General features: G+C 53.9%; 23 protein-coding genes and 7 tRNA genes. 22 read left to right on the top strand and 8 right to left on the bottom strand.

All coding sequences use genetic code 11. The annotated features are described in order from the left end of the window. Positions 1-8: 8 nt before the first annotated feature. On the top strand, positions 9-572 hold the full coding sequence (locus tag P4S53_RS11775) for a YqgE/AlgH family protein (RefSeq protein WP_337112830.1): 564 nt from the start codon (positions 9-11) through the stop codon (positions 570-572). After that, the gene (gene ruvX, locus P4S53_RS11770; protein WP_337112829.1) at positions 569-997 is read left to right on the top strand and encodes a Holliday junction resolvase RuvX; all 429 of its coding nucleotides are present in this window, start codon (positions 569-571) and stop codon (positions 995-997) included. The genes P4S53_RS11775 and ruvX overlap by 4 nt, the downstream gene beginning before the upstream one ends. Positions 998-1,138: 141 nt before the next feature. Here the strand turns inward: ruvX and P4S53_RS11765 are convergent, their stop codons facing one another. From P4S53_RS11765 to P4S53_RS11755, 3 genes are all read right to left on the bottom strand, one after another. Further along, positions 1,139-2,455 (bottom strand): YjiH family protein, encoded by a 1,317-nt coding sequence (locus P4S53_RS11765; protein WP_337112828.1) that lies wholly within the window; start codon positions 2,453-2,455, stop codon positions 1,139-1,141. 191 nt (positions 2,456-2,646) lie between these two features. Continuing rightward, positions 2,647-3,753: a PilT/PilU family type 4a pilus ATPase gene (locus P4S53_RS11760; RefSeq protein ID WP_337112827.1), complete on the bottom strand. Its 1,107-nt coding sequence runs from the start codon at positions 3,751-3,753 to the stop codon at positions 2,647-2,649. A 16-nt stretch (positions 3,754-3,769) separates the two neighbouring features. After that, positions 3,770-4,804, bottom strand: a complete 1,035-nt coding sequence (locus P4S53_RS11755; RefSeq protein ID WP_337112826.1) for a type IV pilus twitching motility protein PilT — start codon at positions 4,802-4,804, stop codon at positions 3,770-3,772. A gap of 23 nt (positions 4,805-4,827) precedes the next feature. Between P4S53_RS11755 and P4S53_RS11750 the strand changes: the two genes are divergently transcribed. The 7 genes from P4S53_RS11750 to hemW all read left to right on the top strand — a co-directional run bounded on the left by P4S53_RS11750 (position 4,828) and on the right by hemW (position 9,663). Next, entirely contained in the window at positions 4,828-5,529 is a 702-nt protein-coding gene (locus P4S53_RS11750; RefSeq protein ID WP_337112825.1) for a YggS family pyridoxal phosphate-dependent enzyme, read from the top strand. 46 nt (positions 5,530-5,575) lie between these two features. Next, the gene (gene proC, locus P4S53_RS11745) at positions 5,576-6,394 is read left to right on the top strand and encodes a pyrroline-5-carboxylate reductase (RefSeq protein WP_337112824.1); all 819 of its coding nucleotides are present in this window, start codon (positions 5,576-5,578) and stop codon (positions 6,392-6,394) included. Positions 6,395-6,403: 9 nt separating this feature from the next. Beyond that, a complete protein-coding gene (locus P4S53_RS11740) occupies positions 6,404-6,961 on the top strand; it encodes a YggT family protein (RefSeq protein ID WP_337112823.1) in 558 nt (185 codons plus the stop codon). Then, positions 6,958-7,251 carry a DUF167 family protein YggU gene (yggU, locus tag P4S53_RS11735; RefSeq protein ID WP_337112822.1) on the top strand — a complete coding sequence of 98 codons (294 nt, stop codon included), beginning with the start codon at positions 6,958-6,960 and terminating at the stop codon, positions 7,249-7,251. Before P4S53_RS11740 ends, yggU begins: the two co-directional genes overlap by 4 nt. Positions 7,252-7,376: 125 nt before the next feature. Further along, positions 7,377-7,805, top strand: a complete 429-nt coding sequence (locus tag P4S53_RS11730; RefSeq protein ID WP_337112821.1) for a DUF4426 domain-containing protein — start codon at positions 7,377-7,379, stop codon at positions 7,803-7,805. 104 nt (positions 7,806-7,909) lie between these two features. Then, complete coding sequence (locus P4S53_RS11725) at positions 7,910-8,503, top strand: XTP/dITP diphosphatase (RefSeq protein ID WP_337112820.1); 594 nt, start codon at positions 7,910-7,912, stop codon at positions 8,501-8,503. Next, complete coding sequence (gene hemW, locus P4S53_RS11720) at positions 8,503-9,663, top strand: radical SAM family heme chaperone HemW (protein ID WP_337112819.1); 1,161 nt, start codon at positions 8,503-8,505, stop codon at positions 9,661-9,663. Before P4S53_RS11725 ends, hemW begins: the two co-directional genes overlap by 1 nt. A gap of 68 nt (positions 9,664-9,731) precedes the next feature. On the opposite strand, the gene glsB is transcribed toward hemW, so the two are convergent. Next, complete coding sequence (gene glsB / locus P4S53_RS11715) at positions 9,732-10,652, bottom strand: glutaminase B (RefSeq protein ID WP_337112818.1); 921 nt, start codon at positions 10,650-10,652, stop codon at positions 9,732-9,734. A 116-nt stretch (positions 10,653-10,768) separates the two neighbouring features. Then, positions 10,769-11,506: a tRNA (guanosine(46)-N7)-methyltransferase TrmB gene (gene trmB / locus P4S53_RS11710; RefSeq protein WP_337112817.1), complete on the bottom strand. Its 738-nt coding sequence runs from the start codon at positions 11,504-11,506 to the stop codon at positions 10,769-10,771. 217 nt (positions 11,507-11,723) lie between these two features. Between trmB and mutY the strand changes: the two genes are divergently transcribed. From mutY to P4S53_RS11645, 13 genes are all read left to right on the top strand, one after another. Beyond that, on the top strand, positions 11,724-12,809 hold the full coding sequence (gene mutY, locus P4S53_RS11705; RefSeq protein ID WP_337112816.1) for an A/G-specific adenine glycosylase: 1,086 nt from the start codon (positions 11,724-11,726) through the stop codon (positions 12,807-12,809). Between the two features lie 114 nt (positions 12,810-12,923). Next, positions 12,924-13,196 carry an oxidative damage protection protein gene (locus tag P4S53_RS11700; protein WP_120513334.1) on the top strand — a complete coding sequence of 91 codons (273 nt, stop codon included), beginning with the start codon at positions 12,924-12,926 and terminating at the stop codon, positions 13,194-13,196. 129 nt (positions 13,197-13,325) lie between these two features. Next, positions 13,326-14,462 (top strand): membrane-bound lytic murein transglycosylase MltC, encoded by a 1,137-nt coding sequence (gene mltC, locus P4S53_RS11695; protein ID WP_337112815.1) that lies wholly within the window; start codon positions 13,326-13,328, stop codon positions 14,460-14,462. A 151-nt stretch (positions 14,463-14,613) separates the two neighbouring features. Beyond that, a tRNA-Phe gene (locus P4S53_RS11690) sits at positions 14,614-14,689 on the top strand. Positions 14,690-14,732: 43 nt separating this feature from the next. Then, positions 14,733-14,808, top strand: a tRNA-Asn gene (locus tag P4S53_RS11685). A 116-nt stretch (positions 14,809-14,924) separates the two neighbouring features. Further along, positions 14,925-15,000: transfer RNA gene (locus tag P4S53_RS11680), tRNA-Thr, on the top strand. A 33-nt stretch (positions 15,001-15,033) separates the two neighbouring features. Then, positions 15,034-15,109 (top strand) — tRNA-Phe (locus P4S53_RS11675). Between the two features lie 43 nt (positions 15,110-15,152). Continuing rightward, positions 15,153-15,227: transfer RNA gene (locus tag P4S53_RS11670), tRNA-Asn, on the top strand. 33 nt (positions 15,228-15,260) lie between these two features. Beyond that, positions 15,261-15,336: transfer RNA gene (locus P4S53_RS11665), tRNA-Phe, on the top strand. A gap of 6 nt (positions 15,337-15,342) precedes the next feature. Beyond that, positions 15,343-15,418 (top strand) — tRNA-Asn (locus P4S53_RS11660). Continuing rightward, positions 15,386-15,679: a hypothetical protein gene (locus P4S53_RS11655; RefSeq protein WP_337112814.1), complete on the top strand. Its 294-nt coding sequence runs from the start codon at positions 15,386-15,388 to the stop codon at positions 15,677-15,679. Before P4S53_RS11660 ends, P4S53_RS11655 begins: the two co-directional genes overlap by 33 nt. A 705-nt stretch (positions 15,680-16,384) precedes the next feature. Then, positions 16,385-17,551, top strand: coding sequence for a lytic polysaccharide monooxygenase (locus P4S53_RS11650; RefSeq protein WP_337112813.1), 1,167 nt, complete (start codon positions 16,385-16,387; stop codon positions 17,549-17,551). A gap of 276 nt (positions 17,552-17,827) precedes the next feature. Then, positions 17,828-19,453, top strand: a complete 1,626-nt coding sequence (locus P4S53_RS11645) for a methyl-accepting chemotaxis protein (protein WP_337112812.1) — start codon at positions 17,828-17,830, stop codon at positions 19,451-19,453. A gap of 70 nt (positions 19,454-19,523) precedes the next feature. On the opposite strand, the gene P4S53_RS11640 is transcribed toward P4S53_RS11645, so the two are convergent. From P4S53_RS11640 to P4S53_RS11630, 3 genes are all read right to left on the bottom strand, one after another. After that, the gene (locus tag P4S53_RS11640) at positions 19,524-20,033 is read right to left on the bottom strand and encodes an Lcl C-terminal domain-containing protein (RefSeq protein ID WP_337112811.1); all 510 of its coding nucleotides are present in this window, start codon (positions 20,031-20,033) and stop codon (positions 19,524-19,526) included. 67 nt (positions 20,034-20,100) lie between these two features. After that, positions 20,101-21,252, bottom strand: a complete 1,152-nt coding sequence (locus P4S53_RS11635; protein ID WP_337112810.1) for an Lcl domain-containing protein — start codon at positions 21,250-21,252, stop codon at positions 20,101-20,103. Further along, the gene (locus tag P4S53_RS11630; protein WP_337112809.1) at positions 21,174-21,548 is read right to left on the bottom strand and encodes a hypothetical protein; all 375 of its coding nucleotides are present in this window, start codon (positions 21,546-21,548) and stop codon (positions 21,174-21,176) included. The genes P4S53_RS11635 and P4S53_RS11630 overlap by 79 nt, the downstream gene beginning before the upstream one ends. Positions 21,549-21,551 lie beyond the last annotated feature (3 nt).

Below are 21,551 nucleotides of genomic sequence, written 5' to 3'. Positions count from 1 at the left end.
ACTGAACGATGAATCTCACCAATCATTTTCTGGTGGCCATGCCCAGTCTGCAGGACCCGCACTTCAAACGCAGTGTGGTGTATGTGTGCGAGCATAATGATGAAGGCGCGATGGGTATCGTCATTAACTTACCGATTGATGTCTCTGTCGGCAGCATGCTGGAGCAGATTAAGGTAGAGCGCGACTTACCCGTTGCGCATCCGGCCAGCCTGGAAAAGCCTGTCATGATCGGCGGTCCGGTGGCCAGTGACCGGGGATTTATCCTGCACAACAGCAAAGAAGAATACAGCTCCAGCCTTGACCTGACCGAAGAGATCAAGATGACCACATCAACCGATATCCTGCCATTACTGGGTACCCAGAATGAGCCGAGCCAATTTCTGGTCGCGCTGGGCTATGCCGGCTGGACCGCCGGTCAGCTGGAGCAGGAACTGGCCGACAATAGCTGGCTGACCATGGAAGCCGATCCCAAGGTGGTGTTTGAAACCCCCATCAATGAACGCTGGGACAAAGCCGTCGCCAAACTGGGTATCCATTCCGCCAACTTATCCACTGAAATAGGACATTCATGAGCACCTCTCGTACGGTACTAGCCTTCGACTATGGTACCAAAAGCATTGGCGCCGCCATCGGCCAGGAGCTGACGGGGACAGCCAGTCCCCTGTCGGCCCTGAAAGCCAACGACGGCATTCCCAGCTGGGAAGCGATTGAAAAATTACTCAAAGAATGGCAACCCGATCTGATTGTGGTCGGCCTGCCGCTGGATGTTTACGGCAAGGAGCTGGAAAGTATCACCCCGCGTGCCCGTAAATTTGCCAACCGCCTGCACGGCCGGTTCGGGTGCCAGGTTGAATTGCATGATGAACGTTTGAGTACAGTGGAAGCGCGCTCGGATCTCTTTGCCCGGGGTGGCTACCGCTCACTCAGCAAAGGCAATGTCGACTCTCAGTCTGCTGTCGTTATCCTCGAAAGCTGGTTCGAACAGCAATACGGTTGATCGCCCGGTACAGCGTTTTTAGCTTTGAGATCACAAGTGGTCCTGAGCCCTGCAAACCAGCGACAAAATAAAAGCCCTGACAGTCACGACTTCAGGGCTTTCTTCATCACTCAGAATGAGCCAGCAGCGGTCATAGCGAACCTACATTTGCCCGGCCACAAACAATGCAAACGGAATCGCCAGCAACAGGCTCAGCGCGGTACGGATAAACCAGATCACCACCAGACGCCCGACACTCAGCGGAATCGAGGTCGACAGAATGCAGGGAATTGACGCTGAGAAAAACAGCACGCTGGACACACAAATCACCCCCGCAGCCATACGCACCACAAACTCAGCGTCACGCAGCAGCAAGGCAGGCAAGAACATTTCCGCCAGACCCGATGCCGAGGCCTGCGCCAGTTCTTTCGCGCCATCAATGCCCCACACCGCGGTAAACGGGTAAAACAGATAGCCCAGCCACTCAAACACAGGAGTGTATTTCGCGACCAGCAGACCAATCAGCCCCACAGACATGATGGATGGCAGGATGGAAATGGTCATCAGCAGGCCGTCTTTGATAGTCGATAAAACATTACTGCCCACGGCCGGTGCCTGCCGGGCCACATTCATGCCGGTCTGGTACGCCGTTTGCAGTCGCCCTTCACTGCCGGCATCAGGTTCAGGATCCGCCACGGATTCATCCATTTGACGTAACGGCGGCAAATGAACCGTAATCGCAGTCACGATGAAAGTGATCACCAGCGTGCCCCAGAAATACAGGTTCCAGACCGACATCAGATCCAGGGTTTTCGCCACGATGATCATAAACGTGGCCGACACAGTCGAGAAGCCGGTGGCGATGATCGCCGCCTCTTTCGCTGAGTATTGCCCAGATTTGTATACTCTATTGGTGATCAACAGCCCCAGAGAGTAACTGCCGACGAATGAGGCAACCGCATCAATGGCAGAACGCCCCGGCGTACGCCAGATGGGCCGCATCACAGGCTGCACCAGAATACCAATCAACTCCAGCAACCCATAACTGACCAGAAACGACAGAAAAACCGCCCCGACAGGAACGATCAACCCGACCGAGATCACCAGCTTTTCAAACAGAAACGGCAACATGTCTTTGCTGTGCAGGAATTCTGGTCCAGCCCCTGTGACCGCCATCAGCGCCGCGCCTGCCCCCATGACTTTCAGTCCAGAGAACACCTTATCTGTCAGGCTCTTTGACCATTGGCCGCTGACAAAAGGATAGACCGCACCGATCACTATCATGGCAAAGGCGTACCAGGCGACACCGCTCCCCAGCCAGACTTTGATTTGACTAACCAAATGATCCAGCGGGATCGTTGATTTTCCGTTCACTGAAATTGGCACGAAAAAGAAAAAGATTCCGACAGCACTGAGAAACAGCAGGCGGAAACGTGCCAGTGCATCCGATGCACTGACACGAGACTGAGATTGTTCCATGTGATTCACTCCCTCTACACGTTATTTGTATATACATATAAAGAGAGAGCAAACAGAGCGCAAGGTGGTTATTTTGAAACCACTAAGGGGATCACAAAGATTTAACCCAAGCGTAACAATGTCGCAGACAGTACAGCTTCCTCCGCTCTGGGATCATGGGTGGGAAAAAGCTCCCCTGGCTGTATCTGGTCTCACTCAAACCGGATCGTGACCCCGTCCAGCCCGCCAGCTGAGCTCTGGCCAGGCTGACCTGTCTTGATCATCAGGCGCAGATCATTGGCCGAATCGGCATAACTGAGGGCATCGTTCTCGCGGATTTTGCCTTGTCTGAACAGTGCATACAGCGACTGATCAAAGGTGATCATGCCATGCTCACGGCCTTTGGCCATAGTGGCTTTCAGTTCATGCAACGCTCCGCGCCGGATCAAATCCGACACTCTGGGTGTGTTGATCAGTAACTCAAACACCGCATGGCGGCCCTCACCGGAAGGATCGGGGATCAGCTGTTGCGCCAGTATCCCTTTCAGGTTCAGCGACAAATCAAACAACAACGACTCCCGGCGATCTTTCGGCACTAAATGCAGTATCCGTTCCAGCGCCTGATTGGCATTATTGGCATGCAGGGTCGCCATGCACAGATGGCCGGTTTCGGCAAAATTGAGCGCATGCTCCATGGTGTCCTGATTGCGGATTTCACCAATCAGAATCATGTCCGGTGCCTGGCGCAAAGAATTTTTCAGCGCCACTTCATAGCTTGCGGTATCTAAGCCGACCTCGCGCTGGGTCACGATGCATTGCTGGTGCTGATGAATAAATTCTATCGGGTCTTCCACCGTCAGGATATGACCGCTGCTATGGCGGTTTCTGTGCCCTGTCAGCGCAGCCATGGAGGTTGACTTACCTGAACCGGTCGCCCCGACGACCAGGAGCAAGCCCCGTTTCGCCAGCGCCATGGCTTGCATAGGTTCAGGCAGGCAGAGGGAATCCATGTCGGGGATGACGGTTTCAATACGGCGAATCACCATACCCGGCTGCTCGCGCTGCCAGAAGGCACTGATACGAAAACGGCGCTCACCGCGTACCAGCGCAAAGTTCGCCTCTTTGAGTTCAACAAAGCTCTGCCACTGCTCATCCGACATCGACTGCTGGCACAAGGCCATCAATTGTTCTGCCGACAGGCTTTCACCGAGCGGACACAGCCGCCCGTTGATTTTCAGCTGGCAGGGCGCAGCCACGGTGAGATACAGGTCGGACGCCTGCTGGTCGGTCATCTGGCAGAGCATAAAATCCAAATTCATGGGTCGATTTCCTGCCTCATAATCCCTGATTACGTTCCACCACCTTGGCGGCTTCCTCGGGTTCAATCAACCCCTGCGCCATGAGACGGTTCACGGCCTGCTCCATTGTCTGCATCCCCATCCCGGCTCCGGTCTGGATCATGGAATACATCTGAGCCACTTTATCTTCGCGGATCAGGTTTCGGATCGCCGGGGTTGCCAGCATGATTTCATGGGCTGCCTTCCTGCCGCCGCCGGGGCATTTGAGCAGGGTCTGCGCGATCACCGCCCGCAGTGATTCCGACAGCATAGAGCGCACCATGGCTTTATCATTACCGGGAAACACATCAATGATCCGGTCGATCGCCTTGGCCGCCGAGCTGGTGTGCAGGGTGCCCAGTACCAGGTGGCCGGTTTCAGCCGCCGTCAGCGCTAAGCGGATGGTTTCCTGATCGCGCAATTCGCCCACCATGATCACATCGGGATCTTCGCGCAACGCCGAGCGTAGCGCATTCTGGAAACTGTGGGTATCCCGGTGCACTTCACGCTGATTGATCAGACAGCGCTTACTTTGATGAACAAACTCCACCGGATCTTCAATGGTCAGAATATGACGGTGAGTGTGAGTGTTAATATGATCAACCATAGCAGCGATGGTGGTCGATTTGCCTGAACCGGTCGCTCCGGTCACCAGCACCAGTCCCCGCTGACTCTGGGCAATCTGGTAAAACACCTCTGGCACCTGCAGGGTTTCCAGAGAGGGCACAGACTGAGGAATGGTCCGAAACACGGCGGCACACCCGCGGGATTGCTGGAACGCATTGACACGGAACCGGCCGACCTCGGGCATGACAAAAGAAAAATCCACTTCCAGCCTTTCTTCATATTCACGCCGCTGGCCGTCATTCATAATATCGGTGATCAGCCGGTGTGCCTCTTCATGGCTCAAAGGGGGGATGCTGAGCGGCCTGACATCACCGTCTACCCGAATCATTGGCGATACCCCAGCGGAAAGGTGCAGATCGGAGGCGTTATGCTTTACACTAAAGTCCAGTAGTTCGGTGATATCCATACATTTTCCCTAAAGAATCAATTATGAGTAGTATCAAACAAAATATTACACAGGTCACCCGAGAGATCCGGCAGGCCTGCGAAAAATGCGGCCGCGATACAGATTCAGTGCAACTGCTGGCGGTCAGTAAAACCAAACCGGTCAGCGCCATCGCTGAAGCCATTGCCGCCGGGCAACGCGCCTTTGGCGAAAACTATGTGCAGGAAGGCGTTGAGAAAATTCAGTATTTTTCTCAGTCAGACCCAAGCTTAGTCTGGCATTTTATCGGCCCAATCCAGTCCAACAAGACACGCCCGATCGCCGAACATTTCGACTGGGTGCATTCGGTCGACCGGCTTAAAATCGCCCGCCGGCTCAGCGAGCAGCGCCCGGCAACGCTGCCGCCGCTGAAAATCCTGCTTCAGGTCAACACCAGTGGCGAAGCGTCCAAATCAGGTGTCGACTTTGACCAACTGGCAGAGCTGGCTGTCGAAGTTGCCGCCTTGCCCAATATCGAGCTGCGCGGACTGATGTCGATACCGGAAAAAGCCGACGATTACGTCAGTCAGCTCGAGGCTTTTTCTGCCCTGGCGAAAGCCAGAGATGCTTTGCAGCAACGTCTGCCGCAAGCCAGGTTGGATACCCTGTCGATGGGCATGAGCGGCGACATGGAAGCGGCCGTGGCCGCCGGCAGCACTATGGTGCGCATCGGGACCGCTATCTTTGGCGCCAGGGATTACAGTTAAATTCGCTTGAAGTATCAGGCGCTCATTACGTTCAGAAGGATTTCTCATGGAACAACGTACAATCGCTTTTATCGGCGCCGGTAACATGGCCCGCTCCATCATCGCCGGCCTGGTTGCCAGCGGTTATCCCGCCGATAAAATCACCGCCACTGCGCCAAGTGCCGAGCGCCGTGAACCACTGGCGCGTGAGTACGGTATTCATACCGACAGCGACAATCTGCGCGCCGCCCAGCAAGCCGAGGTCATTGTACTGGCGGTCAAACCTCAGCTGATGGCCAGCGTCTGTGAGCCGCTGCAAGCCATCGATTTTGACGGCAAACTGGTGATCTCCATCGCTGCCGGTATCTCAGTGGCACGTCTGCAGGAGATGCTGGCCGCCAAAGTCAGCCTGGTGCGGGTGATGCCCAATACTCCTTCGCTGATTGGCAAAGGCATGAGCGGTATGTATGCCGACGCCAGTGTCAGCACTCAGGATCGTCATTTCTCTGACAACCTGATGGCGGCGGTCGGCAAAACCTGCTGGGTTACGCAAGAGTCGGGCATCAATGGCGTGATTGCCGCTGCCGGCAGTGCCCCGGCTTACTTCTTTCTGTTCATGGAAGCCATGCAGAATGAAGCGATTCGTCAGGGCTTTGACAAAGAGACCGCACGTGAACTGGTGCAACAGGCCGCACTGGGCGCTGCCAGCATGGTGATCGCCAGCCCGGATACTGAGCTGTCGACCCTGCGTGAACAGGTGACCTCGAAAGGCGGCACCACAGCAGAGGCGATCCGCACATTTAATGAAGCGCAACTTAGTGATATCGTAGCCAAAGCCATGCAGGCCGCTGTCAGCCGCGCACAGGAAATGGAAAAATTATTTTAAGGTAACAATATGAATGCTATTGCTTTTTTAGTCAGCACCCTCTTTGACCTCTATATCATGGTGGTGCTGCTGCGACTGTGGCTGCAATGGGCCAAAGCGGATTTCTATAATCCCTTTTCCCAGTTTGTGGTGAAAGTCACCCAGCCGGTTCTCGGCCCGCTGCGTCGTGTTATCCCTTCAATCGGCTCGCTTGATCTGGCCACTGTGCTGTTTGCCTACCTGCTTACGGTCGGAAAATTTATCGCGCTGCAATTCGTGCTGACCAATGGCGGCTTGGCATTCAGCCCGGATCTGTTCTGGATCGCCGGACTCTCCTTGCTCAAAGCGGCCGGTGGACTGCTGTTCTGGGTCCTGCTGATCCGTGCCATCCTGAGCTGGGTCAGTCAGGGACGCAGCCCGATCGAATACGTGATGCATCAGCTGACCGAGCCGATGACAGCGCCAATCCGCCGCATCATTCCGGCCATTGGCGGCCTGGATCTGAGCGTGCTGGTGCTGTTTGTTGGCCTGCACTTTGCCAATATTCTGATGGGCGATCTGATTGGCCCGATCTGGTTCCAGCTGTGAGCCTGAGCCCTGTTTTTCAGGATAAAGCGGATCTGATGATCCGCTTTTATGTACAACCCAAAGCCAGCCGGGATCAGTTTGTCGGCCTTCATGGCGACGAAATCAAAGTCGCCATCACGGCTCCGCCGGTTGACGGCAAAGCGAACGGCCACCTGGTCAAATTTCTGGCCAAGCAGTTCAGGGTAGCCAAAGGACAAATCATCATAGAAAAGGGAGAAACGGGCCGGCACAAACTCGTCCGGATACAAGCACCACAAGTCATGCCCCCGCTCGTCAGCGCCTTGCTGTAATTCTGATACCCGCAAAGACGCCGTCCGCGGACCACTCTATACTTTAAACAATTACTGCATTATCCCTTTTGAATGTAAGGTCTTACTCCGTGTGACATACTTCGACAGGACAGAAGGACGACACCATGAAACAGTTACTGATTGCTGTGATTGCAACCCTAGCTTTTGCCGTACCGGCACAGGCAGAACAACTCAAAAACATCGGCGAGCTGGAAGTGCACTATTCAACCTTTCCGTCTACTTTCCTGACGGCGGATATCGCGAAGAACTACCGTATCCAGCGCAGCCGTTATTCGGCCCTGATTAATATCACTGTGCTCGATACCAGCATTGAAGGTAAACCGGCGGTTGCTGCACTGGTGAAAGGCACAGCGCGTAATCTGGTCGGCAATGAGAAAAACCTCACGTTCCGTGAAGTGCGCGAAGGCGATGCCATCTACTACATTGCCGAACTGAGCCATGCCAATGAAGAACGCTTCCGTTTTAATATTGATGTCTCCCGCCAGTCCACCAGCGGTAATATTCAGTTCGAACAGACCTATTTCGCCGAATAAGCCACGCCAGTGAAAAAGAGGGACAGCACGCTTCTTTTCTGTCTTTGGCATTTGCTCTGGCTGTGGGTATCATAGCGCCCCAGCCTTACAGACCAGGAGTCTTCATGAGCAAATTAGTACTTGCGACCGGCAACCAGGGGAAAGTCAGTGAAATGGCCAACCTGCTTGCCGATTTCGGTTTCGAGGTCATCGCCCAGACGGATCTCAACGTCTCTGATGTGGCCGAAACCGGCACGACATTTATAGAAAATGCCATTATCAAAGCGCGTCACGCCGCCAGAGAAACCGGCCTACCCGCGATTGCTGATGATTCCGGTCTGGAAGTGGATGCCCTCAAAGGAGCACCCGGTATTTACTCGGCCCGTTATGCCGGAGCAGACGCCAGCGATCAGGCGAATCTGGAAAAGTTACTTGAGGCCATGGAAGCCGTACCGGACGCTGAACGCACCGCCCGCTTCCACTGTGTGCTGGTGATGATGCGCCACGCCGATGACCCGACACCGCTGGTGTGCCACGGTAAATGGGAAGGCCGTATTCTCCACCAGGCCAGAGGCGAGAATGGCTTTGGCTATGATCCTGTTTTCTGGGTACCGGAAGCCGATTGCGCCTCAGCCGAGCTGTCCCCTGAACGTAAAAAACAATTGTCACACCGCGGCAAAGCTTTGCAACACCTCTTTGCAGCCCTGAAGGACGCCTGATGTTAGTACCGCCACCGCTGAGCCTGTATGTCCACATTCCCTGGTGTGTCCAGAAATGTCCCTACTGTGACTTCAACTCTCATGCACTGAAGCACGACATTCCCGAGCTGGATTACATTGATGCTCTGCTAGAGGATCTGGCGATCGATCTTGATCGCTATCAGCTGGCCGATGGCAGCCGGGCGCTGCACTCCATTTTTATCGGTGGCGGCACCCCGAGCCTGATTTCCGCCCCGGAGATCGGACGGCTGCTGACAGGCATTGAGGCCAGAATCCCGTTCAGCGAGCAGATTGAAATCACCATGGAAGCCAACCCAGGCACAGTGGAGGCCGGCCGGTTTCAGGCTTACCGCGAAGTGGGCGTCAACCGGATTTCTATCGGCGTACAGAGTTTTCAGGATGACAAGCTCAAACGCCTGGGCCGGATTCACGGCAAAGGTGAAGCGGTGCGCGCTGCCGGGCTGGCTCAGGAAGCCGGGCTGAACAGCTTCAACCTGGATCTGATGCATGGCCTGCCGGATCAATCCGTGGCAGATGCCATGTCGGATCTCAGGCAAGCAATCGCCCTGAACCCGCCGCATCTGTCCTGGTATCAGCTGACGATCGAGCCCAATACGCTGTTTTATTCCAAACCGCCAACCCTGCCGGATGACGATGATCTGTGGGATATTTTCGAACAGGGCCATGTGCTGCTGGCCGAGGCCGGTTATCAGCAGTACGAGATTTCCGGTTACAGCAAACCCGGTATGCAGTGCCAGCACAACCTGAATTACTGGCGCTTTGGGGATTATCTGGGTATCGGCTGCGGTGCCCACGGCAAGGTAAGCTTTGCTGACGGCCGCATCACCCGTACGGTGAAAGTGAAGCACCCGCGCGGTTATCTCAATCCGCAAAAGGCGTATTTGGATCAGGAAACCCAGGTCGGTGATGAAGAGCGTCCGTTTGAGTTTTTCATGAACCGTTTCAGGTTGCTGGAAGCCTGTCCGAAGCAGGACTATGTCGAACGGACTGGCCTGTCGCTGGACAGTATTCAACAGCCGATCAGCTGGGCGCTGGACAAGCAATATCTGCAGGATCAAGGCGACAGCTGGCAAATCACCGAACAAGGAAAACTCTTTTTGAATGATTTACTGGCCGCTTTTGTCGAGGAAGATCAGTAACAGGCTATGATTCGCTGGCAGCCTGCTGCCAGCGATTGTCACTCCTCCACACAGAAGATAGGGTACGGTCAGAAAATAGAGCGGCCAATCCGCTCTGCCAGCAGCTCCAGCGCTGCAGTGCCGGCCACTGAATTGCCCGAGGCATCGAGCTCAGGCGACCAGACCGCAATCGACATTTCCCCCGGCACAATCGCGACAATACCGCCACCGACTCCGGATTTCCCCGGCATGCCGACACGATAGGCAAATTCACCGGCACCATCATACAGACCGCAGGTTGCCAGCAGTGCGTTGATTTGTTTGCTTTGCGTCGGCGAAATCAGCGGGGTCTCTGTGCCCAGAGGCATGCCTTTGTTGGCCAGGTAACTGAAGGTCCGGGCCAGATCAACACAGCTCATTTTGAGTGCACAGTAACCGAAATAATTACCCAGCACAGGCACAACATCGTTTTTGAAATTGCCGAACGCCCGCATCAGATAGGCAATCGCCGCATTGCGATCACTGTGCTGCATTTCCGATGCAGCCACGTCCTTGTCGTAGGCGACATCCGGGTTACACGCCAGACTGCGCACCAGTTCCAGCATCCGGTACTGCGGCGCGGAGAGACGGCTGTGCAGCAGATCAGACACCACCAGCGCACCGGCATTAATGAAAGGATTACGCGGAATCCCCTGCTCCAGCTCCAGCTGGATCATCGAATTAAACGCATGCCCCGACGGCTCTTTCCCGACCCGGGACCAGATTTCATCGGCCTCATACAGTGTCATGGCCAGCGTCAGGCTCAGCACTTTGGAGATCGACTGGATGGAGAAGCCTTCTTCGCTGTCGCCGGCCTGAATAATTTCACCGTCGTTATAGCAGACTGCAATGCCCAGCCTGTTGGCGGGAACCTGTGCCAGCGCGGGGATATAGCCGGCGACTTTACCCTGGCCGATTAAGGGTCTGACTTCATCCAGAATGTCATTCAGCAACTGCTTATTGGGCTTCATTCACTCTCTCCAGAGGACAAAAAAGCCAACGCAGAGGCTGGCTTTTCAGGCTAATCATGTTTTCAGGTCAACATCTTACTCTATGTTGCCCCGCAATGGCTTTGAACCATAGCACATTATTCTGTACGCGCGAACTTCATATCCCACACACCGTGACCCAGTCGATGCCCGCGGGCTTCAAACTTAGTCAGCGGACGCTCCTCCGGACGAGGGATATAATCACCATCTTGCGCGGTATTCTCATAACCAGGCGCCGCTTTCATCACATCCACCATGTGCTCTGCGTAATTTTCCCAGTCTGTTGCCATGTGGAATATACCGCCGATTTTCAGCTTTTTACGTACCATTTCCACAAAAGCAGGCTGCACAATGCGGCGCTTATGGTGACGGGCTTTGTGCCACGGATCAGGGAAGAACAACTGGACTGTATCCAGGCTGCCATCCGGGATCATATGCTCAAACACTTCAACGGCGTCATGACACATCACACGCAGATTCGCCAGGCCTTCCGCTTCGGCGGCCATCAGACAGGCACCGACGCCCGGGCTGTGCACTTCAATCCCGATAAAGTTTTTCTCGGGCACATTCTTTGCCATCTCAACCAGAGAAGCCCCCATACCAAAGCCAATTTCCAGCACCACATGGCCTTCACGACCATAAACCTCAGTCCAGTTCAGGGGTTGCTTGTTAAAATCGATCCCCATGTTTGACCAGTTATTTTCCAGCGCCAGTTGCTGGCCCTTGGTTAAACGGCCTTCACGACGCACAAAGCTGCGGATCTTGCGTACCAGCTTACCGTCTTCTGTAAATTCAGTCAGAGTGACGTCAGCGTTTGTTCTGGATTCTTGGCTCATGGGTCCTTACCTAAAATATGGAGTGTTTGGCACTAATGGATCCGGCATTATCCAAAGTTCACGGCTGAGTGCAAGTGCCGTCTTCGCATTGAAGCCAGCCCCGGAATGTGGTGCAATCGTCACCGCAATGTCGGCCGGATGGTCAGCTCAAATAAAACAGGCTCAGGGTCGTGGATGAACCCTCGTACGACAACCTGGCTCAAGTCAAAGAATATCAATGCACTGCGGCACTCAGATGATGTTCATCCTGAAGCGCAGTCAGATTCAGCAGCACTGTGAAGATAATTTTATGAAGCAATTTCCATTGCCACCCGAAACTTTTCAGGATCGTCTGATCCAATGGCAGCAAACCCATGGCCGCCATGATTTGCCCTGGCAGCTCAATCCAACCCCTTACCGGGTGCTGGTCTCCGAAATCATGCTTCAGCAAACTCAGGTGGCCACGGTCATCCCCTACTTTGAACGCTGGATGGACAGCTTTCCGACCATTGAAGCGCTGGCCGCCGCCACCGAAGATGACGTGATGAACCACTGGCAAGGACTGGGCTATTACTCCCGTGCCCGCAATCTGAGAAAAGCCGCCCTGTATGTCACCGATGCGTGTGCGGGCGAGTTTCCGGCACAAGTTGATCAACTGCTGAAGATTCCGGGCGTCGGCCGCTATACCGCCGGAGCCATTGCTTCATTTGCCTACAATACTTATGGTCCGATTGTCGATGGCAACGTCAAACGTCTGTTCTGCCGTTTCTTTGGCATTGAAGGCGTGCCGGGCACAACTCAGGTCGACAAACAGCTCTGGCACCATGCCGAACAATTCACCCCGCAGCAAAACAACCGGGCATTTGCACAGGGGCTGCTCGACATGGGAGCAACCGTCTGTAAACCGAAAAATCCAGCCTGCGGAGACTGCGCTTTTCAGGACAAATGTATTGCTTTCAATACCGACCGCGTTGCAGCGCTGCCTACACCAAAACCGAAAAAAGTTGTCCCGACCCGTCCCGGCCAATTTCTGTGGATCGAATCCGAGGGTCAGCTGCTGCTGGAAAAACGCGAAGAGAATGGCATCTGGGGGGCGCTCTGGTGTCTGCCGCAAATCTACCTGGAACCTGAACAGCTCGGAGACCATGTGGCGCTCAAAGGCACCTTCAAACATACCTTCACCCATTACAAGCTCAACGCCAGCGTCTGGGCGGTGGATCGCCTGAGTGATCAGACCGGCAACCAGCAGTGGTTTGCCATGGATGCCCTGAGTGATTTGGGCCTGCCGACGCCTATCCGTAAATTCATTGAAAAGCGTGTCTGAGGTAGCTCCTGCACGCAACAAACTTGAATCCTGCAGCCAGAAGCAGGAAACTAGCCCCAGAAATTCGATTCAGGCAGCCATGCAGGCTGCCCACTCATCAACATTGAGGATCCCATGAGCCGTACTGTATTTTGTGCCCGACTGAAGAAAGACGCCGAAGGTCTGGATTTCCAGCTGTATCCAGGTGAACTGGGTAAACGTATTTTCGATAACATTTCAAAAGAAGCCTGGGCTGAGTGGCAAAGCAAACAGACCATGCTGATCAACGAAAAGAAACTCAATATGATGGATCCGGAGCACCGCAAGCTGCTGGAAACAGAAATGGTGAAGTTCCTGTTCGAAGGTCAGGATGTTGTCATCGATGGCTACACGCCACCGAGCGAGTAACACTCAACGCCAGTTTCATGTGCACGCATGTCACGTTCTCAGGCGCCAATGCCTGAAAAACGTACCGTGAACAATCATAAAATGACATTATTTGCCAAACGCAGTAATGTCATTTTTTATATGAATCACATGAAAAAAACACTCCTTCTTGCCACAGTGGCACTAAGCCTGAGTGGTTGCAGCCGTGAACTGGTTGAAAATATCTACGGCGTGAATTACGCACCGACCAATCGGTTTGCAAAAAATCTGGCGCCATTGCCCGGACAATTTACCAAAGATACCGCGGCTCTTGATCGTCTGATCCACACTTTCAGCGGCCAGGTGAAGCAGCGCTGGGGGGATGACAACGTCCTGATTGCCAGTAAGCGCCACTACGTCAAATATACCGATGGCTACCAGAGCCGGGCCCATGTCGACTTCGACAAAGGGGTCGTGACCATTGAAACGGTTGCGACCACCAATCCCAAACAGCATCTGATCAATGCGATCGCCACCACGCTGCTCACGCCCGCCGATCCCGCTGAGGTCGATCTGTATTCTGCCCAGGACTTTGCCCTGAGCGGCAGCCCGTTCTTACTGGGTCAGGTGCTGGATCAGGATGGCAAATCTATTGAATGGTCCTGGCGGGCGAAGCGTTATGCCGAATATCTGGTCAACAACCAGCTCAAGAAAAAGCAGGTGCGCTTTCAGCAGGCCTATTACGTCGATATCCCCATGGTGGCAGACCATGTCAGTAAGCGAAGCTACAAGTATGCCGACATAGTGCGGGACGCCTCTCGCCGATATGGTATTAAAGAAGATCTCATCTACGCCATCATTAAAACCGAAAGCAGCTTCAACCCTTATGCCGTCAGCCCGGCCAATGCCTATGGTCTGATGCAGGTTGTGCCGAAAACCGCCGGCGCAGATGTTTTTAAGCTGGTGAAAAAGCAAGCCGGCCAGCCATCTCCGCAATATCTGTTTGATCCGGCGAAGAATATCGATACAGGGACCGCCTATTTTTACCTGCTGCAAAACCGCTATCTGAAAGAGGTCCGCAACCCGCTGTCGCTGCACTACAGTATGATCTCAGCCTATAATGGCGGCACCGGCGGCGTGTTGAGCGCGTTCAATCGCAACCGTAAACGGGCCATGCAGGATTTAAATCAGCTGCAGCCAAATCAGGTTTATTGGGCGTTAACCAACAAACATCCCAAAGCAGAAGCTCGCCGTTATTTAGAGAAAGTGACCCGCTACCAGAAAGAGTTTCAAAGCGGAAAAATCTGATACAGAGTAATCACTTTGCGTGGAATGACCGGAATAACGCCGACTCCTGAACCGCAGCGAACAAAAAGCGAGCAAGCGATCGACATTCGCTCTTTTTTATGGAAAAAGGTATTGACGATGAGGGCCAAAACCCGTTTAATAGCGCTCCGTTGCCTCGATAGCTCAGTCGGTAGAGCAGAGGATTGAAAATCCTCGTGTCGGTGGTTCGATTCCGCCTCGAGGCACCATATTTCTTTATGGTGTTCTGGTAACGTCATAATGCAAGACAATTCCCCCTTAGTTCAGTCGGTAGAACGGCGGACTGTTAATCCGTATGTCGCTGGTTCAAGTCCAGCAGGGGGAGCCAAATTAATACACTTGCTTCACTGCAGTGTATGTCCTCCAGACTGGTAAGCACGATGTGCTCAATGTCGCTGGCCTGGCCGGCCGCGTTAAGTCCAGCAGGGGGAGCCAAATTCGTGTGCCGACTTAGCTCAGTAGGTAGAGCAACTGACTTGTAATCAGTAGGTCACCAGTTCGATTCCGGTAGTCGGCACCATTTATTTAGAGTAAAGCAGTAATGTTTTACCCTGCCTCGATAGCTCAGTCGGTAGAGCAGAGGATTGAAAATCCTCGTGTCGGTGGTTCGATTCCGCCTCGAGGCACCATATTTTTTTATGGTGTTTTGTTGACACTGTAAAGCAAGACAATTCCCCCTTAGTTCAGTCGGTAGAACGGCGGACTGTTAATCCGTATGTCGCTGGTTCAAGTCCAGCAGGGGAGCCAAACAGCAAAGCGAAGATGACTCATCTTTGCTCTGCCTCGATAGCTCAGTCGGTAGAGCAGAGGATTGAAAATCCTCGTGTCGGTGGTTCGATTCCGCCTCGAGGCACCATACAATTCCCCCTTAGTTCAGTCGGTAGAACGGCGGACTGTTAATCCGTATGTCGCTGGTTCAAGTCCAGCAGGGGGAGCCACTTCAGAAACCCTGGTCGAAAGACCGGGGTTTTTCTTTATGCGTCCCGGAAAAATGCCAGACGCATCAGATCTTCCTCTCCTCCAGCGATGAGCGTTTCGACACCCTGAATGCTGCGCATTCATTGTCGCTGGCCTGGCCGGCCGCGTTAACTCCAGCAGGGGGAGCCGCTTCAGAAACCCTGGTCGAAAGACCGGGGTTTTTCTTTATGCGTCCCGGAAAAATGCCAGACGCATCAGATCTTTCTCTCCTCCAGCAATGAGCGTTTCGACACCCTGAATGCTGCGCATTCATTGTCGCTGGCCTGGCCGGCCGCGTTAACTCCAGCAGGGGGAGCCGCTTCAGAAACCCTGGTCGAAAGACCGGGGTTTTTCTTTATGCGTCCCGGAAAAATGCCAGACGCATCAGATCTTTCTCTCCTCCAGCAATGAGCGTTTCGACACCCTGAATGCTGCGCATTCATTGTCGCTGGCCTGGCCGGCCGCGTTAACTCCAGCAGGGGGAGCCACTTTAGAAGCCCTGGTCGAAAGACCGGGGTTTTTCTTTATGCGTCCCGGAAAAATGCCAGACGCATCAGATCTTTCTCTCCTCCAGCAATGAGCGTTTCGACACCCTGAATGCTGCGCATTCATTGTCGCTGGCCTGGCCGGCCGCACCAGGTCGCCACGTTCATGCCATCAGGCGCATCTCTTGACTAAGCCGCCCGGACGTGCGCGCTGCAAAGCCTCACAGCCCGCTTTTTATTGACCCGGCTGAGTGACAGATATGATTTCTATCAACGAGTAAAGCAGCAACGGCAGATAAGAAACCCGCTTTTAGTCCCAAGTATTTAATACGCGATGAAAATTATCATCCCAGGTTTTGAGTCACTTCCCTTATTTACATTCCATGAATTGCCTGTTGAGCACTCTTCGTCCAAACCCTTAGATGCAATCACGCACTATTCAACTTGTTTTAAGGAGAGAAAATGTTGGTTCAATACGCTTCATGGAGGAAAGGGCTGCTGTGCTTTGCGATCACTTCAGTGATCAGCTCACTGTCAGCGACGGCTCACGCGCATGGATATATGGACTATCCACCGGCCAGACAGGAAATCTGCGATCGTGACGGGGGGTATTGGGATACCACAGACGGCTCAACCATTCCAAACGCCGCCTGCCGCGCCGCATTTTTACAATCAGGCTGGTACCCTTTTATCCAGAAACCTGAGTTTGCCCGGCTGGTGTCCGATTACAATAATCAGGCTGCTGTTGAGCAAGCCATTCCTGATGGCTCGCTTTGTTCTGGTGCCGATAGCAAAAAATCCGGTATCGATCTTCCCTCCCCTTACTGGCAGAAAACCCTGGTCGAACTCACTGAAAATGGCCAGCTGACACTGCTTTACCGTGCTGAAACACCGCACAGTCCCAGCTTCTGGAAGTTCTATCTCAGCAAGCCAGGTTTTGACAGCGCAGTACAATCTCTCGCCTGGGCAGATTTGGATCTGGTGGCTGAGGTCGGTAATGTGCCGACCACCACAATTAATGGCCTCAAGTATTACCAGATGACCATCACCCTGCCGACGGATCGTACCGGTGATGCGGTACTGTTCACGCGCTGGCAGCGCGCAGACCCGGCAGGTGAAGGTTTCTATAACTGTAGTGATATCCGCTTTACAGGGACAGACGGCGGTCAACCGGATAGCTGGACCGGCGCAGGCGCTTATGTCAAATCCACCGATATAGCCCAGCCCGGTGAGTCAGCCTGGTTCCGTATTTTTGACCACAATGGTCAGGAAACCGTATCAGAGCAGTTAGCCATTACTACCGCCAACCAGTCTCAGGCTGTCTGGGCAGAAACTCTGGCTACCACAATCAATCAGGCTTATCCGCAAATGGTGCAGGTTGGCAAGCAAGACACCGGCGGTGCCATTGCGTTTGATACTCAGGATCTGTTCGGAAACCAGGTTTACCTGAAAAATCAGGGATACACCTACCAGCTGGATATCAAAGTGGTCCCGGCAGCCCCTGAGTGGCTCGCCAGCCAGGTTTATGTCGCCGGCGACAAGGTGCTCTATCAGGGTCAGCTCTATACGGCGAAATGGTGGACAAAAGGCGATCAGCCCGGTCAGACCGATGTCTGGCAGTTAAACTAACCGCAATCTGGGTGGTATGGGCTGTAAGATACCACCCTTTGTTCGCTCTGCAGCATCTGCCCTATCCAGCCCGGAACACTATTATTACATCAATCAGTAACCATAGTTCATTCAAAAGGTAAACAGCGAAAACTTATCCTCTCAAGCCAGATCATGTTTTGTCACTTTCCTTCTCTGAACGTTTCTAAACCTGAATTACTATTTTTTCACGATGAAAAATAACTCCTCCTAACCGCATGTCAGGAGGCCTCTTATGCATTACCAAGAGACCAGGGAATGAAACTCAGGACACAAACATATTGGCTATCCGGCATCATATTGTTCGCTTTGTTATTTATCATGATGACCGGCCTGTGGACGCTGCGGATGGCCAGCAATCAGGATAATGAATCCAGAGTCACACAGTTATTCAACAGCACATACAATATATTGATTGAAATCGAGAAAATGTCGAAGGAAGGCCTTCTCGAAGAACCTCAGGCCAAAGCACTGGCGACACGCCTGCTGCAGAAAAATATCTATAAAGACAATGAATATGTCTACGTCGCAGACAGCAAGCTGATGTTTATTGCTGCGCCGCTGGATCCTCAGCTGCACGGCACCAGCTTCCATGACTTCAAAGACGGCCAAGGTAACAGTGTCGGTAACATTCTCAAGCAGGCTGTGGCAACCAGCGGAGGCAAGCTCGCTCAATACACCTGGACGCAGAAGCAAGCTGACGGCAGCATTGAAGAAAAACTATCGATTGCCCGCCAGACGCCCTACTGGGGCTGGTATGTCGGGACAGGTATTGGCTATAACGAAGTGAATCAGCGTTTCTGGTCAACGGCCAGCTGGCAGCTTGTCCTGTGCCTGTTTATCACAGTGGCGATTCTCAGCGTTCTGATTTTTGCCAGCAAACGCATCATTCATCTGCTGGGCGGCGAACCCGATGATGTGCAGGCCGCGGTTCAGGCGGTGGCCGATGGCAAGATCACCACACATTTTGCCCACAGGGCAGCGCCGGGCAGCATTTACTATGCCGTCCAGACCATGAGCCTGTCGCTGGCAGAACTGATCAATAATCTCAAGCAATCCATGTCGGCGCTGCGCAGCGAAATTGACCAGGTATCGTCACGTTCCGGCATGATTACCGGGCTGACCGACAGCCAGCAGCAATCCACCGTGATGATAGCCACCGCAATGACAGAAATGGCTTCTTCGGCAAACAATGTCGCTGAATCGGCCAGCGAAACAGCCAGCAATACTGAGCGTGCCGATCAGCAAAGCCAGGTCACTCAGAACCTGATCCTGTCCACGGTCGATAATATTCAGGGGCTGGCTGATCAGTTAGGTATCGCCAGTCAGGCTGTTGCGCATCTGGATACTGAAGTGAACAGTATCGCCAGAGTGCTGGAGGTCATCGGCGATATTGCCGAGCAAACGAATCTGCTGGCCTTAAATGCGGCAATTGAAGCAGCCCGTGCCGGCGAGCAGGGACGCGGGTTTGCCGTGGTGGCCGATGAAGTGCGTAACCTGGCGGGCCGCACGCAAAACAGCACCAAGGAAATTCAGCAGATGATCAGTCGCCTGCAAAGCGGATCGCGCAATGCCATTCAAACCATGGAAACCTGTGCCGAAACCAGCCAGACCACAGTCCAGCAGTCGCAGGAGGCCTCGGAAGCCTTGCAGCAGATTGTCTCGGCCCTGGAGAGCATTACCGAAATGAGTCATCAGATTGCCACTGCGGCCGCCGAGCAGACACAGGTCAGTGATGATATCTCAGCGCGAATCAACATGATTGAAGAAAACGGCAACCAGTTGTCTGACGTGGTCAATCAAAGCCATAGCAGTACCCGTTCGCTGCAAGGGCTCTATCATGAACTGGAAACCTGGACCGGCAAATTCAGTCTGAAATCCTGAGCCGGATCTCTGCCCTGAAGATAAAAAACCCCACGCGTTCGTGGGGTTTCTCTTCAACCGGAGCGCCAGATTACTGTGCGCCGTCGCTCACCAGCAGCACACCCAGTTCAAAATCCTGATAGCCGTAATGCATCACCATGCCATCATTCAGGCCCAGACTCAGAATCGTCTGGCTCGCGGGATGCGGCGTGGACGACCAGACATTGGAGGTCAATTCCCATTGTTCATCTTCGGTCCGGATCAGGCCAGGGAAAGCTTTGAGATTCACCGCCGGTGAAATACAGGCCACCTCACGCAGGCTCACCAGCTCTTTAATGTTGGGCATCCGCCAGCCGGAGACCCCATCCACCACTTTGTGCTTCTCGTTGAGATCAATCTGAAACAGGGCTTTTTTCCAGCTGTAGCCTTCCCGGTTACCCACACAAGTTTGCTGCACCGAATCCCACACTGTGCCCATCAGGCAACGACGCCAGACCAGATTGGTCAGCAGATCCGTCACTGTCCCATGCTTGTTTTCCTGAAAACGGATATCCGGGGCGCTGCCGGACATCTCCTGATAACAGGACTGAAATGCAGCCATGGCATTGGCTGAGTACAAAAACGCGCACAACCATGCGCCAGCAATTTTTTCAACATCATTTGATTCCTTATTCCGCAACCATCCGCACTGCCATCACATTCGGCGACAGGCACTCTTCTCCCGGCACACACAGTGCCTGATAGGCCGTGATCTCGCCCAGTCCTGTCCCACCGTCAGCCCCCGTCATCTGCGTCAGATAAGTCAGCGCCTTCCCTGAGGTATAACCGGGATCCGTTCGCAGCAGGGTTGAGGACCAGTAGAAGCCATAAGGTAAGTCGTCACTGCCGATCCACAGATCATTGAAGAATGCCGCCGTCAGGCCATATATGTTGTTGTTCGCGTCCGTTGCCGTTTCACTGAAATCGAGCAGGTCATACTGCTCATGCATGGTCGGCAGACGCCAGTTAGTTTTCCCGCACAGTGCCGATTCATTCAGTTTCTGGCTGTACGCCTGAGTTGTGCAGGCTTCCAGCTGATCCGAGCTGCACGACGCCAGTGCGAGTTCATCGGCATGTGGCTTGATCGTCTCGGTTTCCAGTGCAAACAAGCGGTGTTTGTCGCGAAATGAACCCGCATCGTCCGGTTTAATTTCCCAGACAAGGCCGCTGCGCTCATCTTGCACACAGTGCCAGATCGCACTGTCTTCAGGCAGCGGCTGACCCTTGGCATCCAGTTTGGTGAACTTGAAGCCGCCCTCGGTGACATCCAGTCCGAAACTGGCATCCTGTCCCGGTGCGCCGGGATCCGGCTCATCAGTCAAAGTCCCTGTCGACAAGTTCAGGTGCTGAACCATGCCGGTATCATTGAGCTGTTTGACCGACATCTGGCCCAGTGCCAGGATTTTCTCCAGCTGCTCTTCATCCAGCGTCTCTGCCATCAGAGCAGCACCATAAATCCCCAGACCTTTTGCTGCACCGGCAACCACGACGCCATAATCGGCATGGCGGCGACTCAGCAGGCTGACCAGCGACAACACCTTGCCATCCAGTTCAGCCAGCGCGGCATCATCACTGCCAGCCAGCAGATCCGATGGCGGCGCCATCCCCAGCGATTTCAGATGATTTTTTACCGAAGCTATCGCTGTATTGAGGCTGGCACCGGACAGCATTTCCCCGACCACCAGGGTGGTGATCCCATTGATCAGCGTGTGCGCATTTTCACGGGCTGCGGGCGCAGCCAGATGCAATGCCGTCGTTGCCGTTGAGCGGGCCGCAACCACAAGGGGGCCTGAACCAGCAGCGGGGAAGTTTTCACCCGGATATCTGTACTGGTCAGGGTAAAATTATATTGTGTGGCTTTGACCGACGGCTCACCGGCGCTGCATGTCCAGTCCCGATTGATATCCGCACACACTGTCATCGGCAGGTCAACCGATGCCGAGGAGACACGACCGCTGACGTCATAGGTCGGTTGATTTTGCTCACCTGAATTACTGCTGCCGGAGCCCGAGCCATTACATCCGCTCAGAACCATGGTCAGCGCAACCGGCAAGACCGCAAGTTGGATTGATTTCATCTG

This window comes from Photobacterium sp. Hal280 (assembly GCF_037162255.1).
Classification (GTDB): domain Bacteria; phylum Pseudomonadota; class Gammaproteobacteria; order Enterobacterales; family Vibrionaceae; genus Photobacterium.
Note: the sequence above shows the minus strand (reverse complement) of the source record. Positions and strands in the feature narration are given on the sequence as shown.